This is a genomic window from Vibrio nigripulchritudo, assembly GCF_027924785.1.
Lineage (GTDB): Bacteria > Pseudomonadota > Gammaproteobacteria > Enterobacterales > Vibrionaceae > Vibrio > Vibrio nigripulchritudo.
Genome location: NZ_AP027051.1, coordinates 30757 through 48525, shown reverse-complemented (window position 1 = coordinate 48525; position 17769 = coordinate 30757). Strand labels below are relative to the sequence as shown.

At 46.5% G+C, this 17769-nt stretch carries 12 protein-coding genes; 6 read left to right on the top strand and 6 right to left on the bottom strand.

Annotated elements, in window-relative coordinates; genetic code table 11:
- Window positions 1-28: 28 nt before the first annotated feature.
- On the bottom strand, window positions 29-2035 hold the full coding sequence (locus QMG91_RS28355; RefSeq protein ID WP_281833074.1) for a phospholipase D-like domain-containing protein: 2007 nt from the start codon (window positions 2033-2035) through the stop codon (window positions 29-31).
- Complete coding sequence (locus QMG91_RS28350; RefSeq protein ID WP_281833072.1) at window positions 2028-3413, bottom strand: hypothetical protein; 1386 nt, start codon at window positions 3411-3413, stop codon at window positions 2028-2030. Before QMG91_RS28350 ends, QMG91_RS28355 begins: the two co-directional genes overlap by 8 nt.
- An 834-nt stretch (window positions 3414-4247) precedes the next feature.
- On the opposite strand from QMG91_RS28350, the gene QMG91_RS28345 reads away from it, so the two are divergent.
- A complete protein-coding gene (locus QMG91_RS28345; protein WP_281833070.1) occupies window positions 4248-5630 on the top strand; it encodes a DUF726 domain-containing protein in 1383 nt (460 codons plus the stop codon).
- Between the two features lie 317 nt (window positions 5631-5947).
- Here QMG91_RS28345 and QMG91_RS28340 read toward each other — a convergent pair whose 3' ends face one another.
- The 3 genes from QMG91_RS28340 to QMG91_RS28330 all read right to left on the bottom strand — a co-directional run bounded on the left by QMG91_RS28340 (window position 5948) and on the right by QMG91_RS28330 (window position 9206).
- Window positions 5948-6484 (bottom strand): AAA family ATPase, encoded by a 537-nt coding sequence (locus tag QMG91_RS28340; RefSeq protein ID WP_281833068.1) that lies wholly within the window; start codon window positions 6482-6484, stop codon window positions 5948-5950.
- A gap of 1009 nt (window positions 6485-7493) precedes the next feature.
- A complete protein-coding gene (locus QMG91_RS28335) occupies window positions 7494-8012 on the bottom strand; it encodes an AAA family ATPase (RefSeq protein WP_281833066.1) in 519 nt (172 codons plus the stop codon).
- Between the two features lie 273 nt (window positions 8013-8285).
- Entirely contained in the window at window positions 8286-9206 is a 921-nt protein-coding gene (locus QMG91_RS28330; protein WP_281833064.1) for a DMT family transporter, read from the bottom strand.
- Between the two features lie 103 nt (window positions 9207-9309).
- Between QMG91_RS28330 and QMG91_RS28325 the strand changes: the two genes are divergently transcribed.
- The 5 genes from QMG91_RS28325 to QMG91_RS28305 all read left to right on the top strand — a co-directional run bounded on the left by QMG91_RS28325 (window position 9310) and on the right by QMG91_RS28305 (window position 12083).
- Entirely contained in the window at window positions 9310-10218 is a 909-nt protein-coding gene (locus tag QMG91_RS28325; protein ID WP_281833062.1) for a LysR family transcriptional regulator, read from the top strand.
- 340 nt (window positions 10219-10558) lie between these two features.
- Window positions 10559-11083, top strand: a complete 525-nt coding sequence (locus QMG91_RS28320; RefSeq protein ID WP_281833060.1) for a pilus assembly FimT family protein — start codon at window positions 10559-10561, stop codon at window positions 11081-11083.
- A 72-nt stretch (window positions 11084-11155) separates the two neighbouring features.
- Complete coding sequence (locus QMG91_RS28315; RefSeq protein WP_281833058.1) at window positions 11156-11395, top strand: hypothetical protein; 240 nt, start codon at window positions 11156-11158, stop codon at window positions 11393-11395.
- Window positions 11396-11627: 232 nt separating this feature from the next.
- Window positions 11628-11891 (top strand): hypothetical protein, encoded by a 264-nt coding sequence (locus QMG91_RS28310; protein ID WP_145976652.1) that lies wholly within the window; start codon window positions 11628-11630, stop codon window positions 11889-11891.
- Between the two features lie 3 nt (window positions 11892-11894).
- The gene (locus QMG91_RS28305) at window positions 11895-12083 is read left to right on the top strand and encodes a hypothetical protein (RefSeq protein WP_281833054.1); all 189 of its coding nucleotides are present in this window, start codon (window positions 11895-11897) and stop codon (window positions 12081-12083) included.
- Window position 12084: 1 nt separating this feature from the next.
- Here QMG91_RS28305 and traI read toward each other — a convergent pair whose 3' ends face one another.
- The gene (gene traI, locus QMG91_RS28300) at window positions 12085-17760 is read right to left on the bottom strand and encodes a conjugative transfer relaxase/helicase TraI (RefSeq protein ID WP_281833052.1); all 5676 of its coding nucleotides are present in this window, start codon (window positions 17758-17760) and stop codon (window positions 12085-12087) included.
- Window positions 17761-17769 lie beyond the last annotated feature (9 nt).

The window sequence follows — 17769 nt, the reverse complement described above, 5'->3', positions numbered from 1 at the left end:
CACTTTTTCGGGTGTCAAAGTCGCCCACTCAGATAGAGACATATTTGCATTTACTTTTAATTAGTTTGCGATACTTGGCATTACCGATTTTCTTTTGTAGATCTTTGCCGTGATTTACTCTATCTGAACCTTTGAAATAAAGCTCACTTAAGCGCACTTTTAGATTTCTGTCCATCGCTTGCTTTTCTACTTGCTCCACCAACAGATTAAATTCTTGTTTCATATACCAATTGAACACATTAGCGTCTTCAGCAAGTTCATGCCGTATTTTTTCCCCAATCTCCACTAAGCAACCAGGTACAACGAACGCATACTGCTCGAGCATGCGATCAGACTTCAGTGCCTGAACACGCTGTTCGAAGCTAGTCATCGCCTGAAACATGCGGAAGTAGCTTAGCGTTGGTGTTGGAGCTTGCTCTGCTTGATAGCCTGCCTCTTGTTCAACTAACCAGTCATGATCATTACCAAGAATTTCACTTCGTAACGAAGCATTGGGGTTGTTTTGTAATGTTTGCCCGTCAATAAGGTTATTGAAGATTTCGTCCAAAGATTCAAACTGTTCAACACGTCGCATCATGCTATTGTGCTCTACGATGAACCCACGATAACTTTGGGCGTCACTTAGCACCAATTCATAAGCGTGATTTGTTAGCAAAGCTTTTGGCTCGTGTGCCAATTTCCGTTCAATTGTGCTTTGGCTCTGCTCTACATCTTGCGAAAAGATCACTGGGTCTTCTATATCTGGTAGGCGTAGTTCCATGTCCTGCCAATCAAGTTCAATAGCTAACTTGTTAGCCTTAATGTGATATGTCAATGTTTGCCAATCGAACACTACGCTAACATCCACAGGCAGAAGAACAGGTACTTCAAGAGCATGATTACTAAGCTCTGCGACTTGCATGAAGTTATCTTCTTTAATATCTAACGGGTATCTAAGAGCTTGTTCAAGAGGCTGTTGATTTTCAATGATTACACCAGCTTCAATGTTTACTTGACCAACATCTTTCCCTTCTAAAACTATATTCGATCCTGATGTAGTGAAATTCCAAGAACCTATAGCAAGTTTATGTTTGCTCATCCAAATCTTGGCATGACACAACTCACTTCTTTCATCTCTGGTGATTGGATTGCGATAAAAACGTACTGACTCATCAGTAATGAAAGGTAACAAATCTGACGACCACCGTGTTCGAATCCGTTTGTTTTCTACTAAATCAGGAATCAAATGCAGTTTTAATTCACCTGACTTATTAGTGCTCCTTAGACGCTGAATGAATGCAGCCAAATCCTCAGAGAAATATGGCGACCAGACCACTAAATCCTTTGTTTGACTTTGTGAATCCTCAAGCATGTGGGTAAGCAACGATTTAGACCTATCATCACCACTATTTTTAATGAATGTATGCACAAAATGCCAGTCTGAATGTTTTATCTCAGCTCTTAAATTACTTGGAAAACGAATTGTTTTCTCGATGTTATGGAATTTAAACAATGGTTCAAAAAAGGCACGAATAGCTTTAACTTGGTGTAGGCATTCAATCATATGGAAGGAGAACACTTCTTGGTTGGTTGACCAACCATTCAGCGTTAAGTTAGCACTTCCTGCTCCCAATATTGCTCGCTCCTCTTCATCCTGAAGAAAGATCACCTTTGGGTGAAATAATGAATTGTTATCAAGTATGTTCTTTCTTCCACCATCAAGCAGAGCTGGGTTCATCCCATAGATTTCAATCGAGGTACGCTTTAAGTCACTCGCGTCATACATACGTTGATCCGCAAACACCTTGACATCAATACCTGACATGATTTTCGAGTGGGTCTTGCGTCCTTCTTTGATAGTTCCATTGAGCTTTTGTTGCATTAACTCAAAATCAATTCGGCTCCGAGGTTTATCCATCTGCAATAACGTTGACAACACATGTCGTTCAAAAAAATCGACATTGAGATTGAAAGTGGTGAACCAAGCATGCTTGAGTGGACCTAGGAATTGCAGTTGCTTACTCAAAGCTTCAGCCATTTTAAATGGTTTAGTCACTTGCTTTACCCTCTAATCCACGAATAAGCTGACTGAATTGATCAAGATAGTAACGGTGGAACCAAGTTTTATATGGTCGTCGCTCGGACGTTCGTAACTTGATATTGCAGCGGTAACTACCTTGGGTGTCACGCTCTACCCATGGGCTCTGCCCTCGCTGATTCATGATTGCACGATGATACTTAAGTAGTTTTTCTACCAAAGCTGTCATATTTTCTTGAGTATCAGAATCTTTAAGTTGTCCCAACGCAAGCAAAGCGTCATAGCGTTTTCGAGCGACACCAGAAAACTTCTCTTGGATGTTAGTATATTGTTGCAAATCACGTGCGAGTTGAATAATTGAGCTTACCTTGCGATCTAAGTCAAGGTAACGTTGATGAACTTCCTGTTCAGACTGTACTCGTTGACTCATTAGTAGCGTAAATAGCAGTTCACATTCCGCAAGTAGTGGCTCAACTTGACAAATATCGACGAGTTTCTGTTTTTCAAATTGATCACTCTGAAGTTTGATTGCCAGCTCAAAAAAAGGTTTAGCAGAGCAGATTTCATCACGTTTGCTGTTTATGGATTTATAGAGTGAACCTGCAGCATTTTGGTCAAGCTCAGTAACGCTAAGCCAAAACGCTTTACTCTGCTTGCCAACTATGGCTGCAGTTGCAAAGTGCTTGGCATAGCCTAGTTTGATTTTCTCAGGGATATCCTGCCATGTAGTTTGTGGGACCTTGTTGTCTTGTTTGATGATCATTTGTAAGAGCTGCACTAAATCCATTACCAAGTGATTCAACTCGTTGTTATCTTGAATAAACTGTTGTGTTTTTTCCCACTGATGAACACTGTTAGGCTGATGGTAGCGGTACTCTTTATCAAAAAATGCCATTTCGTTAAGGGGAGTTTTGTAACGACCACTGACACCTAATGTAAGTTGTCTCACTAATAGTTGTCCGGATTGCTCTTTAGTAAATCGTAACGGTTGCGTTGGCACTCCCAAGCTCATCTGTAGACGCGCTTTTGAGGCTCCCAATATACCCTGAGTTTGTACATTAATTTGCTGCAACTCTTCCGCTTGAAGTATGGAAAATACAAAAACGTTTTCTAAAAAAATCAAGCTGGCCTGTTTAAAAGCAAGTGTGTCAGTATGACCATAGATAGTCTGCAACCCGCGACTCAATTCAGCCTGACTTTCGACAACCTGTTTGATGACATAGTGATGTATAAGGTTGAGTGTATAGTTACGCACATCGTTGGAAATTGAGCTTACGCGATTATGAAAGATATCTTGACCAAGACGAGACCAAATCATCGTCATGCCTAGTGGGTCAGTATTTAAAGTTTGTGTAAGTGTATCGTCGTACTCAGTAAAAAATTGATTGAGAATCATAGAATTTCGTTTACTTGCTCATTGCGGGATAAGCACACTAAAAAGCTGCAATTTATTAACTTCAATAGTATTAACAAGAGTGTAAATAAATCGGTGTAAATACCTTACCACTAAGTATGTATGGTTAAGGATCGGCAAATGGGTAGCAGGATAATCAACAAGTACAAGGGAAATCCGTTTATTGTGCTGGTTCCCACCAGGTAAAAGTCTGGTGATGTACAGTGGATGAGTAATGGCAATCGCATAACTTGGTTAGCCAGAACTATACCAGTCAATAACCAGGACATTATACAATTTGTTCAGAGCTGATAGTCGCTCTATTTTGGTTCTGTTCAATTACAATAAGTATTTTCCTTCATATATACATAATATTGCATAATGTGGCATCTATTTAAAAGCTTTTTTGCGCAGATCCGGGTGGTTCCGTGCATCAGTGGTTTGCAGTCCGCTATTAGTAAATAGTCGCACTATTTTCTAGCGTGATTTACCAGTGTTCTGATGTAAAAACTCGAAAATGGGTACTTTCTAACAAAGAAGCGCCTCATTGTTGCTTACGACCAATATCCTAAGACATATAAAAATAGCTAGTTCTTGACCGCATTGCCATAACTATTGATTATGTGTTTGGTTGATTATAGTGTGTTTCCTAGAAGAACCATCATAACCAAAGTTATTGGTCGAAGTCTGTTCATTTAAAAAGTGGTGTGATCTTTGATGAACCGGAGATGTGCCCTAAGTGTTGCTAAGAAGAACTTTGGGTGGATAAGGGTAAGTCGGTTGTGAGTATGTTACGTAGGTTGTTTAGGAATAAGTATTAAAAGGTGAAAGGCTGCGATGAGTAGGAGTGAATATCAATGGTGTTCTTGGTGTTTTCAAAAATCTGAGCACAGATTAGTTGAACGTAATTATTTAACTAGAAATGAATATCAGTGTTCCAAATGTCTTAACTATACGGTTCAATGTAGAATTTGCTCAAATATGGCAACACATAAGCCTCATAAACCAAAAGATAAAGGGTTTACAGGTGATATCTGTCAATCGTGGGCTAGTGAATGTTGCGCTGAACACGATGGAATAATTGCAAGCTTCTCATCGTTAAATGAACAATTAGAGAGTATCACGGACTTTAAATATTTATTTGAAAATAGAAAAATTAATTTTGCAGCCGGAGGCAAAATTTTGGGTGGAATGGCCGCAGGAGTTGCGGTATTTGGTCCGCTATCTTACATTGCGGCTCCTGCTATTGCATCGTCACTAGGCAGTTTAGGATTGCTTGGTGCTGCATCAACAGGTACTGCAATAAGCAGCTTGAGTGGGGCTGCTTTGACATCAGCATCTCTGGCTGCTCTTGGTCCGGGTGGGATGGCTGGTGGTGTTGCATTTGTTTCGGCAATTGGTGGTGCTTTAGGGGGAACAAAAGGGGCTGTTGTAAGTAACAATTATTTCGGTGCAATAGAAGATTTCAATATTGTTCAAGTTAGGGAAGGTAAAGGATCTGCGATCATTTTTATTAATGGTTTTCTTTCGCAAAAAAATCAAAGTGCCAGTGATTGGCTAAAAGGAATAGAGCATAAATATCCGAATAACCCCTGTTATTTGGTTACATGGGAATCAAGTTCTTTGCTTGATCTCGGAATGATGGCAAACATTGGTGTAAATGCTGTAAGAAGCTCTATTGAGGATTCGTTTATCCTAGCCGCTAAACGAGCAACAAAAAAAGCTGCTGAAAAAATTGGACCATTGAGTTGGGCATCATTTTTGACTGATTTAATTGGTAACCCATGGCATACATCTATGGTTAAAGCATCAATGACGGGTATATTACTTGCAGACATTATTGCAAGAACTAAAAATGATGATGGTTATGTTTTAATGGGGCATTCTTTGGGGTGTCGTGTGATTTATTATTGTTTAGAAGCTTTGTCGAGCAAACCAGAAAATTTTATTAAGGATGTTTATTTATTCGGTGGTGCAGTCAGTTCTAAAGAATCTGACTGGGAAAATATCCTAAAGGCTGTTGAAGGTAATGTAAGGAATTACTATTCAAATAATGATGATGTTCTTAAGTATTTATATAAAGCTGCCAATGTTGGTTTATCAGAAGAGCCAATTGGAGTAAAAGTAATTAATGACTCTGGAATTCATAATAAAAATACTACAGATTTAGTTTCTGGGCATATGAAATACAAAGAAAATCTGGCTGCTGTAATTAGCTGATGGAGCTATTAGGATTATTGGACTAGTAGTTCATGTACTGATCCAATAGTTTTTGCATAGATAAGTGGGAGAAGATCATACTCTAAAAAGAAATTGTCCAAAATCTTCACTATCTGAATTCTTACCCGTGGCACCATCTAACACAGAAGCGCCTCTGTATAGATTACAGATTGTACTTGGAACATTTTTATGAGTTCTTTTACTCAGTTTATCTAATACATATAGTGCACATTATAGCCATCATTTCGAGGGCTTTTCCCTGAAAGCATATCTGTTTTCTTTGATAGATATAAAAGTGTATCGACAACAAAAAGTGCCTATTTGTGTTCAATGTTATCTAAAATGAATTTGGCACGTTCTGGGACAGAGACCTTTGGTACTTCCATTAATGAGTACCCGAAGTAGTGGTACGCATTTACCATTTCTATGTAGGTCGCGATCGCCTCGCTGAAATTCTGTTTACGTTCAACATCGTTTTCGTAAATGGAATCCCATGGAGGAAAAACAAAAACTTTTTGATTATAAATTAGTTCATTACAGTGTTTTAACAGTGATTCTGGTACAGGTATCTGTTCCAGCATGCTGTAGCCATAGGAGTCCACAATACTTCGGTCGAACAAGGTTAACGCCTTGTTGCTACATCTTCTAAAGTTATTAGTTTCTTCAATGACCATTTCATCCCGAAACGCCTCCTTATCCAACCAAGGCAGAGCGATTCCATTTATGTCTACTTGTCTTTGTATCACCTTTCGACCAACTTCGGGGACAGTGTCATAGCCGGCAGAGCGCATGTAGTTGATAACCGAGGTTTTCCCTGAGCCAGGACCACCGGTAAATACTATTTTGTTGTTCATATGAGGCTTTCTAAGTAATGTGTATTTTGTTTGAGCTATCGGAACCATTACCCACTTAGCTTCTGACTTATTGGGTAAATCAAGAAAAGGTTGTGCTTTTTGGTTTCAACTGGTTAAAAGCGGATTATTGGCTAAAGCGTGTTACCACTTTTGCTCATGGGTTGAACCAGGCAGCGTCACTATGTCGTTATGCGTTTTTGAACGCTTTGAGAAAGTTCCTATGGTGTTGGTGAAAGCGTACGTGTTCAGGGTGATTTAAACTGCGTTTTTTTAAATGGAGGGGGCAATGTGGCCCCAATTTGCGCATCTTGAAAAATAGACCCCGTAATAGATTCTGGCATGTTGCCACTGCTCACTCACCATCGTGTTTTCACAAGCGTTTTCTATAGACTTAACCTAGAGTCGATAAAACTTATTTTCATCAAAGATGAGGATGTCCGTTTCAAGCCATGGTCAATCATTGGATTGAATACTTCCCACCCGTCATGCAATAACCAACTGGTTAACAGGATCTCATTAGAGATGCTTTATAGTGTTTTTGTGCGTCGAAAGAGGCGGGGGGAGGTTTTTCTCGGCATAGTCATAGCCTAACGAGTGCTAGAAGTAGTGTCGGCAAAGTAGTTCCTGAGGAGTGACTTCAATTGGGACCCACACAATGGCTCTATGGAAATATCATCAACTAGTAACAGGAGCTACCCTCAATCTTCTGCCGTTTGGCAATATCGAGTATTAATACTAGTGTTCACATGTCGTGAGTGAATCGGTTGGTGCTTTAGACAATACAAAAAGAAAGGGGGTTTCGTCAAATGTGACAGTGCGTTGCAATTGGCGATAATCCGCTGAGTCTTAGGTGGGTTATTAAATGGAGTCTTTTCGTTATGGGGCGCTGTGTGAGTCTCTCGTTAAAGAGGGAATCATTCGAAAGCTAAAGAAAAGCTCTGACTAGATGCAAAACTTCATACAACGATCGACCATTGCTGAGCTTTACTTTGTTCTGTTCTTTTGATGGTTATAGGCTATCTAACCCCCTTAGCTTTTCGACTAAGTCTGCGAACGATTCTTCGATACTTTGATTTGCTGTATCGATACGCACTACATCCGATTTCCATGGCTCATACTGGCGGTTCTGCACCTGCTGCCAATCTGGCAGTTTTAAATTTTTCACTACCGTCTGACGAGTGTTGACTCGGTATTCATGTTCAATGCTATCTGAGCAGCATACTTCAATATTCACGTGCTTTGCCCCGACATCGTCTGCTACGCCTTGCCATTCCTGACGCGTGAGGTCAATTGGATTGCAAGAGTCGGAGATACACGATACGCCGAGTTGCAAGTTATCTCGGATAATTCTGTAGCTCAACCTATAGCCTTCGCCTTCCACATTGAAGTTGCAAAGGTCTCTCAGTCCTTGCTCTACAGTATCTATGCGCAGATACATAGCGCCTGTTTGAGCTGCAAGAAGCGATGCAAGAGTAGATTTGCCTGAAGCAGGAAGTCCTGAAAAAATGTATAAGATAGGAATGCTCAATTGACCCCGCCTATGTCTTCTGTGAGTTGCCTTTAGGTGTATCTTTATTGTGCCTAAAGCAAAGAAAAACAACAAACCTCTGGCATGAAGTAAAGAAACATAGCATATATGACGTTGCGGGTATTCACGGAAGGACATTATTGCTCGAATGTAAAAAAATTAAGGAGTCGAGTTCAGGTGCATTCCGAATCGACCGCATTTCAAGTGTGTAATGGTCCACACCGTTTTGGGGTGAAGGGGGCGTCCATTGATAAGAGCCATTTTCGTTCAGTGTTAACGGACTTTGAGGCTGTGATGTTTATGCTTGCTCAACGTACAAGTAACAAACCCAAAAGAAATTAGCCCTAAAGCGAGCTTTTCGCTGGTGGTTACTGCATGCCCAAACAACAGTGTTGCGATCAAAATTGATGTTACCGGGATGAGGGCTGGGAGTGTTGATGAGACCGCTGTGCCTATATATCTAACGGCTTGTGCGAACGCAAACACTACGACAATGGATGCAAGTACGCTCTGAATGAAACCCTGTGCGACCCACTGTGCGATCGATAGGTCAGACAGGGTAGAGTGCTCATTGAGGAAGTAGAACGGAAGGTAGATGACGCCGGATACCAAGTTCATCATAAAGATGGTTGAGACAGGTTCCACTTTCCAATGCTTCAACAGGATGGTGAAACACGACCAGGTCAACCCAGCCAGTAAGAACGCGACGACCCCCATGTTGCTTTGAGGTAGCGTATTCGGCGTATCATTCATAAGAGCATACAGTCCGAGCACAATAACCAAGGTGCCAATCGTCTGAATCTTGTTGAGTTTTTCGCTCTTCATCGACAGCAACATGGTGATAATCATGGTGAATGTTGGCACCATAACACTTGCATAGGATAACGGAGTCACCTGCATTCCCATATTCACCAGACTGCCATACAGGGGACCTGCCAACAGTGCCAATGCCACTGCTTTCAACCAATTCGACAGTCCTACCACTTTCCGATAACTAACTAGAAGTAGCGGCAGACAGATCGCACCCGCGACGCAATACCGAAGCATCGTAAGGTCATTGGGCAAAAAACCATTCCGAAGTGCATCGTGTGTACTGACGTTCATTATTCCCCAGCAACTGACGGTGACAAGACCGTAACCAAGTCCTTTTAGTAGGGGTACGTTGCAATTGGTGCCTGCTTTTGGGTGAGTCATGTTGTCTTCCAGTGAAAGTTTCCCAGAAGATTACGCTAGCGAAATGATAATAAATATTGATATATTTTTATCTATTGATGCCTTTTAGTTAACAAAAACAATAATGGAACTGAGACAAATAAAGTACTTTCTTGCCGTGGCGCAATCTGGTGGTGTTAGAAAAGCGTCCCAGTTGTTGCATGTCACACAGCCAGCAATCTCACGTCAAATCAGTGAACTGGAGGCTGAACTTGGACTCAAATTATTCAGTCGGGAGTCAAGGCGGCTCTCACTCACGCCAGCGGGTGAATACTATCGAGATCAGATGATGGACATCATGGGGCATATTGAGCGTGCCAGTCAGACTGTCAAACGAGTCGCGACGGGCTCGGCTGGGCGTTTAAATCTGGGCTCTGTGGAAGCGGTGTTATGGGATGGGTTAGTCCCCACTCATTTGCGTCAATTCAGAGAAGATAACCCAGGCATTGTCATGGAAATGGTGACAGACAATACGATAACTCTCCTAGAGCATATTGAGCGAGGGACGTTAGATTGTGCGTTTGTGTACTTGTTTCAGGGTTTAGGAAGTACATTCGAAACGATGGAGTTGCGCAGAGATCCCATGCTGCTTGCTTACCCTGCGTCATGGCATGAAGACCTAAGTGGACACATCAGTGTTGAACAACTCAATTCATTGCCCTTCATTCGTTTCCCCAGGGTGTCGTATCCGGAGTTTTTTGATTGGCAAGAGCAAAAGTTTCAATCTATAGGCTTATCCCCAAATGTGTGTCACTGGGCACATCATGAAAGCTCAATGCTGGCGTTAGTGTCCGCAGGGCTGGGCGTTTCTATTGTTAACAGCAGGCATATTGCGCGGGCTCCTACGCTTATTCACTTCGCTCCTCTCGACGACTTGGAATTGAACCTACCCCTTTGCTTCGTCAGGAAACGCGACAAAATGAAGCCCGTTGTAGAAAAGCTGTCGAATCAACTGGCTGATGATTTGAACCTCTGCTCCAGCTCTGCCAGGTGATCATTTCTCTGAGTTCGTGAACGTTAGGTCATGGTAAAGATATGAGACGTTTTTTCTTTGTTTATACCTCTATCGTCTTGAAAGTGGTTGCGTGGTCGAGCAGCCTGTCCGTTGGAGCCATGTCGACCTGCTCACGATCTCTATAACGTTTCCGCATTCTGCTTGCGAGCATGTATTGGTCTGTCAGGCTGGACAGCACGTTTATCTATGTCCCGGTAATATTGCTTCACACGTCTCTTTGCGAGTTGTGCGTCTCATAAACTTTAATTTATATGATGCTTTGCTCATATGTGTGGCAAAATTCCATTCATAACATTTTAACGTATGCCTCGATCTTGATATGGAACATCGCTGTAAAACAAGAGTTTCGAATAGCGGGTTTACACTTATAGAGCTTCTTGTCACTTTGGCGGTGATGATAGTCCTGATAAGTGCCTTTGCTCCGAGTTATTCCAATATTATTGAGTCCAACCGAGAAACTAAAATTCAAAGCGAGCTTGAAGAGCTTTTTAATATGTCTCGTAATGAAGCGGTGACTCAAAACAAGGTGATGTACTTACACTTTGTTGGATTACCCAAAAATAATAAAGTCACCACGGATTGGTGCGTTTTATTAACGACCAGTTCAACGGCACCTTTGTGTGATGCTAGTGCGGTTTTCTCCATTCACAGCGCTCATCATCAAAAAATCACGATGGAACGAACTTATCCTGACGCCTACATCAAATTTAATGAAGTTAATGGCAAACCAGTACTGAGCCATTTAGATCCAACGGGCAGGCAGAGTGTCATAAAGTTTTACGCTAATGCATCTGATGTCGTGGAATTTAAGAGTAATTTTTGGGGAAGAGCTGAGTTTTTTTGAGAGGATGCCACTTCACGCAAAGGATGGTGTATGCCGTAATACTGTTTCCTGAAACACAACAGAGATCCGCTGGTGATTGCTGATCATATCCATGTGTTTCAGGGATGCTCTGAACTGACGTTTACCGCTGAATACCACGGAGAGTGCTTTCGGGTTTTGTGTGATTCATCGGCATTTATAGAGAATCTTAATCACATTGAGGGCATCTCAGCTTACCCAATACTGTTTAGCCGCGATCATCGTGTTCTGCTCTCGGTAATGCAGCTGGAATACGAAATAGAATTGCATGTATTGATCCGCAATGAGTGTTGACTTTGGTACGCATAGAATCCGATTCTGCGTAACTGAGTGATACGGATCCATGCCTGAGACGGGATATTCCCACTCTCTCGCTCAAATCTGACAAAGACCACATATCGCTCCTATTGTTCGATTCAATGACCTGGATTCGCATTTTTTCCCACAGAGGTTCTCTGAATGCTTGCGCTCTGATAGTATGCCACTCTTTTTTTATTTTTTTTATTGCTTGTCGGTCATACAAACCGTGAATCCAACAATTATAAGCACTGTCTTGATTGGCAGTGCGTTTCTTTCTGGTTGCGCCACGATGCATGCCGAAGAATGTAATACTGCGAGTCCAATGGGTAGCGGGTATCACGATATTCAGTCAGATGATACTCCATCTTTGCATCGCCAGCACACCACAGGCTGTGATGACACGGATGAAGACTTCGGAGAAGACCAAGGAAGCTCTCCTTTGCCCAATTTGCTGCTGATGGGAGAGTGGTTATCGCACGGGTGTTGCTGATGAATGATCCTGGCTGGCATGAGGCAAGCCGTCTATGCCTGGCGCAGAGAAGCACGAACTCCGGTGGTGCTGACCGTCGATCAACGTAAAATAGGAGACCCCACTTATCCAAGCGACGCTTTGATGGAAAGAAAGGTGCCTGATTTCGCGCAAGACAAAGGTCTGACCCCCGTTTTTGTCAGACCTCTTTAGATTATCGTTCCTTCTGCCGTTCAGGCTGTGTTGGGGTGACATCGTGATCCCAGTCCAGTTCTTGCTGCTTCGGCGTCTGATGATGGCGCAACTGTTCACTGTGCTGATGATCGGAATAAGTGTGCTGGCTGGCGGAGGGACGGATGTTTGAATGCGTCGTATCGTCGAGCTCCGGCTCCCATCGATTTGCGTGATCGGTGTGCCGATTGGACAGCAAAGTCTCTACTTCGTGTTTTAATGCTTCGTGGCTGACAAACCGTACCTGGCTATTTTCAAATCGCTGGACTATCTGGTTTTTGAGGGTTTGGGACAGTGCCTGCTGCTGAGCACTGAGGATCACCAGAACCTGAGCACGTACTTCTGCTGGTGACAGGCTGATTAAGTCTTTCGTGGTTCCGACGTTTAAAACGTCGTATTTCCCAGAGGCGTGCGTCGCCGCTTCCAGCCCGTCTTCGATGCGTGTACTGATTATGGTGGTGTGGCGATCGGTGCCTTGTTCCACTTCCGTCCAGTGACCTTTCATGTTTCCTAGCTGTCTCGGGTTGATGGCGAGTTGTTGGTTTTTCTCTCCTTGTGGCGTGAGGTAAGTGATGTCCACTCCTTTCACGTTTTTTTGGTTGTCGTGCACGGCGACCAACATGGCTGGGTGGGTCTGTTGGTCTTCTGACGAGTACACTTCTTGGTGGAACCGGATCGATGAATGATGTGCGGAAGAGGCGTCAAACTGACTCAGGTAGGTTTCTAACGGCGTCTTGGTCACGGGGATCCCCTCTGACCAAAGGCGCTTGGCGTTTTCCTCCCGTTTTTTCAGAGCCTGTGGCAGCGTGGCGACCAGGGCATCGTGGTTAGGGTTGGCGATCAGGTGGTGGGTCTGCGGATCGGTCAGTAACTCGTGCGCGCGCGCCAGCGCCTGACCGTATCCTAGCTGTTCCTCGCGCATGATGAGGGCAATCAGCGGCCCTTTCTCTCCTCGACTTTCATCCTGAAAATGCCCGCGATACGGTCCAGTCAGGTTGACCTTGAGTAACGCTCGGCCTCGCCCAAACACCAGATGATCGCGGGTGCTCTTCGACTGGTTGGGAGAGCCGAGGTATTTTTTCGTCAAACTTTCCGTGTAGTGCGGTAAGGCGCCGTGCACGTATTGTGAGAAAGCCGGTCCGTTGAATGCACCATTGGCGTCCAGAAAGCGAGGATCTTCTTTGGGGAGAGGGGCATCATTGAAATACGGAGCGTGTGTCTGAGGTGTTTTCTCTAAGGTGTCAAGCGCGCTGAGTTTGGTGGTGTCATTAGCGAGCCAGGATCGCATCATGGATTCGGGGTTGTCGGTATACAGGCGCACGTGCTGGCTGCCCCGAGACACGTCAATGTAGGCTCGGCGTATATTGGTCAGTTGCCCTTTGCCTTTGATGGCGGTCAGAACGTAAGGGTAGGTGGCTCCCTGCGCCATGTCCGCGGTGCGAGTGTATGCGTAGTCCCAATGCCCATCTTTTGTCTGACGGGGATCTAGGGTTAAATGCTTGCCGTCCTCGGACTGAGCCGAGACTGCCGTCTGGGTCGCATGGGTGACGGTGTACTCCACGTTAGCCCGGATCCCTCTGGTTTTGTCGGTGAAGCGGGTCATGATGCGATCGCCTTTGGATAAAGGCTGGCTTGAGACAGAAAATACCGTGGTAAATCGGTGATCCCGATGGGCTGGCAGCAAGACCGACGGTTGTCCGTTACTGTCATCTTTGAGCATCACCACTCCCTGCGCCTGGTCGACTCGGGTGATAGTGGCATAGTGACCCTGTTTTAAGCTGACAATGCCGCCTTTCTGGTACGGCATCATGGTTTTCAACTCGGCGTTACTGGCCCCGATGGCACGCAGCCTCAGGGTGGGGATGTTTTCATCGCTCATTTCTTTTCGGGTCTGACGACCCTGACGGATGTGATGCGTGATGTCATCACGCTCCTGGTTGGTGTAGGCAATCACTAACGTCGCTGCCCTGGTTTTTTCTGTGCGTGACAAGTAGTCCTGGGCGACGCGCCAAGGTAGGGCTTCGGCTGCCATCTGACGGGCCAGAGCCGGATCCTGAATACGCTTATCTCGGGTGGATACGACGTGCTTTGTGCCCAGAGAGGCGGACGGGTTCTGTTGACGGAGTTTGGCTAACGCACTGTAGGGCTGGTGGTCGACCATATTGTGTACCGCTCCCCTTAATGCCCGGGGTTGCTGGCGCACAATGTCCGTCATGTAAGCCACGTCCATGGTGCCTCTTTGTATCGCCAGTTCAAAGGGTTTACCCGCTCCCAACGACAGAAGCTGTTCTTTGTCGCCCAGCATCACCAGTCTGGCGTGAGAAGACAGCACCAACTCCGTCATTGCCAAAGCCTGCCGGTTGCTGACCATGGAGCTTTCATCAAGGAAAAACAGGGTGTTCTGGTACTGTTCAGAGTGGGTCTTGCCTTGCTCCAGATCAGAGAGCAGGCTTGCAAGCGTCTGGGCCTGGATCCCTTTTGTTTCGAGTTCGGAGACCGCGGCATGAGTGGGAGCCAACCCCAGTATACGCGCGGGCTGAAGTGATGCCTGCACCGCGTGGATCAGCCCAACGTTGGTTTCCAGCATGGTGGACTTTCCCGTTCCGGCTAACCCTTGGACACCCACAAACGCGTCCGATGTGGTGCTGATGAGGGTGATGGCATCACGTTGCCCACGGGTGAGCGACGAGTGGCGGGTTAAATAGGCATGGGTGTCTTGTGACGTTGCAAACGGCTTGCGCTGATCTTTACCGGAGGCGATGTTGGTCAGGATTGCGTTTTCCGTTTCCATGGCGTCCCGGGTGGTCCATCGGGTCCCGTCGGTATAGTCGGCTGATAACGTGCCTTGGCAGTGCGCCAGAGACGACAGTATTTCCTCGCGCGTTACCGGGCTGTCCGTCTCGGAAAATGCGTAGCGCACCGCTTCCACCACCAGAGCCTGCTGGGAGAACGCTGCGTTGCGCTCTGACAGGTGTGCCAGCGCAAACTGGATTGCCCGCTCGACATTGGAGTGAGGGGGCGGCGATTGTCGATGCGTCAGAACACGCTGAACATCCTGTCGTACCGATTGGGCGGTTGCCTGACTGAGGTAGCGTTCCGGGGCTCCCTCTGCATCCATCAGGCGTTCAATGGCACTGGGACGGAGTTCATTGCGTTCAACGCGTTGAAGTGCTTTGGCCTCATCGTCGGTAAATACGTCCACTTTTTGGCTGCCATCGGTGAGCTCAGACAGCAGAGGTCTGGAGAGGGCGTAAGCCTTTGCCACCAGTAAAGTGTGGGGTTTTGGTGCCGGGTTTGCGGCGGTCTTTACGTACTCGTACGCCAGCGGTGCTCCGTTAAGTGCCGCTTTGTCCAGCGACGTGATTGCCCCTTTGGGACCTTTTAGAGTGACGGTGTCACCTTCGATGTGCGTCACTGTGTATGTGTGGTGAGCCTGCAAATGACGTGAACGGTCGGACTGGAGAGCGGTCACCCGCTCTCCAGTCCCCAGTGGCATGAGGGTGGGTTTCCAAATCTGCAGATCCCGTGACCGGAAAGCTTTAGACGATAAATTCCACTGTTGGCTTTGTCCGTCGGACTGGCGCATGACGTCAAGGGTATTACGCACTGTATCGCTCGAGATCACCAGATAATCCTGCCGCACTTTTTCTGTCCAGTTCCTCAGGACCATGCCTGGCTGATAATGCTTGGCAAGTGTCGTCTGTGCGGGTGAAAGCAAAGCGGGTTGCAGCGCGTCAATAACGACCCCCGAGCGCGACAACTGACCCGCATTTTGCAAAGTCTGACGGATCTGGTCGGTTAACCGCTTTTGGGTATGGCGAGCGGTTACCAATACCTGGGTCTGATCTTTGTCGGGCAATCGGGCGTAGGTCTGGGCAATACGGACCTCATCCAGGGGATGCAGAGCGACCAAACTGTCCGTATGGCGATGGTTCAGCCAGTCGGTTTGCACGACATGACCTTTCGCGAACACGTCCAGAGCATTGTGCGCCTTTCTTCCTTGGCGACTGGTGGTGCGATTTAATAACACGACTTTGCTGCGCGCGTCTCTGGCGTGCGATGACAGTTGCAACAGCTCACGCGCGCTCATCTTTTGCGCCTCGTCGACGACCCACACCGCCTGTGCACTTTTGTCCCCATTTGCCAGCCAGGGGGTCAACGCAGTAGGCGTCGGCAGTGTGTGCGTTTTTTCTGGCGACAACACCCCAGAGGGGTCGGATGGGATGGGTCCTCCCTGGTTGAGGCGCTGCGTGGTGATGTTCGACGCCGTTAAAGCGAAGCTTAATGCCGTCGAGACCTGATGTGTTGGACCAAACACGTTGATGCAATGAAACTGGCGCGAGCTTTGGATCAGGCGAGTTAATTGCTGCCGGTGTGTCTCATCGATGTTCAGGTCGCTCAATGCCCGCTCGCTGACTTGGGCACCCAGACCTTTTGCTCGCCCTTGCGTGGCGCTCAGCAACGCCTGTTCGGTCTCGATCATGTCTCGAGTGGTGTAGCGTCCTGTCCCTGCGACAGGCTGGAGCTTGCCATCGGCGATCCACTGTTCCACCGCTGCCTTGATGTCGAGCGCGCTAACACCTGTCTCGCGTACGAACTCAAAGGCGGCGGTGGCCACCAGAGTTTCAAGGTGCAGCGCATTGTGATGCTGCCCCAGATGGCTGACAGCCCGGATCAACGCTTCACGCGCGCCCTGTTTTACCAGCGGAGTCGCTCGTGAAGGGGCGTGGTTCTGTCGGCTCTGTGTCACCAAGTCACGGGCATCAAATCCGCTGTCTCGCAACGTTTTTTGCCATTGTTCCTGCAGTGCAGCCGGATCCTGGCGGGTTTTCTCCTGGCGCGTGTTTTTTGCCGCGTAATCCCGGGTGGCTTGAGAATTGTAACCTAACTCCAGTACGCGTTGGTCTATCTGGTGTGAGCGTGACGAACAGGTTTCAATCAGGGACACTGGCACGCCATCAATTTCAAACTGCCCCTTACCGGCTGCGCGGGTGGCGTACCCCAGACGTTCGCACGATTTGGCCAGATGGCTCTGATAGAGGGCGGTGTAATATTTCTGGAAGTGGTAAATGCGTTCGGACGTGCCCTGCAGGATCCCTCCGTCCTGTTTGAGGCGTGATGCCAACGCGCGCAGTCTGCCTTGACTGTCCCGGGTCATATTGAGCATCAGGGCGTGAGAATGCAGCTGCGGATCGTTTTCTCGGCTGGTCTGGTGCCGGATAACCGCAAACAACAGACGTCCCGTGTTTTCAAACGACTGAGTGCCTTTGGTGTGGGTGATCTTCGCTTGTGCGGTGTCCTTTTCCAAGTGTGCCAGCGTGTATTTGACCGCATGATCGTGCGCAGTAAGCAGACGCTCATCACCGCCCATCAATGCCATAATGGATAAGGATTTTGGCGCTGACAGAGTCAAATCAAATCCGCACCGATGCTGATGTCGTTTGCCGTGAATGTTTTCGCCACGCCAGGTCCCCTCGAGAGCCGCTTGCAGCTCGCCGGGCTTGACAGGCTGCCCTTTCATACCGGCTTCCTGAGCCAGTTTCCCTAACCAGAACGACGGGGGCTTCTTGGCGTCAGCGCCTTCTTTTTCGCCTACCTCTTCAGTGAGGTAATAACTGGCAGCCGTGGCTGCCGTTTTGATGGATGTGATGGAGAGCATGGTGAACTC

Excerpts from the sequence above, each read along its gene's own strand:
- QMG91_RS28350 (WP_281833072.1), bottom strand. The coding sequence starts at position 3,413 with ATGATTCTCAATCAATTTTTTACTGAGTACGACGATACACTTACACAA.
- QMG91_RS28345 (WP_281833070.1), top strand. The coding sequence starts at position 4,248 with ATGAGTAGGAGTGAATATCAATGGTGTTCTTGGTGTTTTCAAAAATCT.
- QMG91_RS28340 (WP_281833068.1), bottom strand. The coding sequence starts at position 6,484 with ATGAACAACAAAATAGTATTTACCGGTGGTCCTGGCTCAGGGAAAACC.
- QMG91_RS28330 (WP_281833064.1), bottom strand. The coding sequence starts at position 9,206 with ATGACTCACCCAAAAGCAGGCACCAATTGCAACGTACCCCTACTAAAA.
- QMG91_RS28325 (WP_281833062.1), top strand. The coding sequence starts at position 9,310 with ATGGAACTGAGACAAATAAAGTACTTTCTTGCCGTGGCGCAATCTGGT.
- QMG91_RS28320 (WP_281833060.1), top strand. The coding sequence starts at position 10,559 with ATGGAACATCGCTGTAAAACAAGAGTTTCGAATAGCGGGTTTACACTT.
- QMG91_RS28305 (WP_281833054.1), top strand. The coding sequence starts at position 11,895 with ATGATCCTGGCTGGCATGAGGCAAGCCGTCTATGCCTGGCGCAGAGAA.
- traI (WP_281833052.1), bottom strand. The coding sequence starts at position 17,760 with ATGCTCTCCATCACATCCATCAAAACGGCAGCCACGGCTGCCAGTTAT.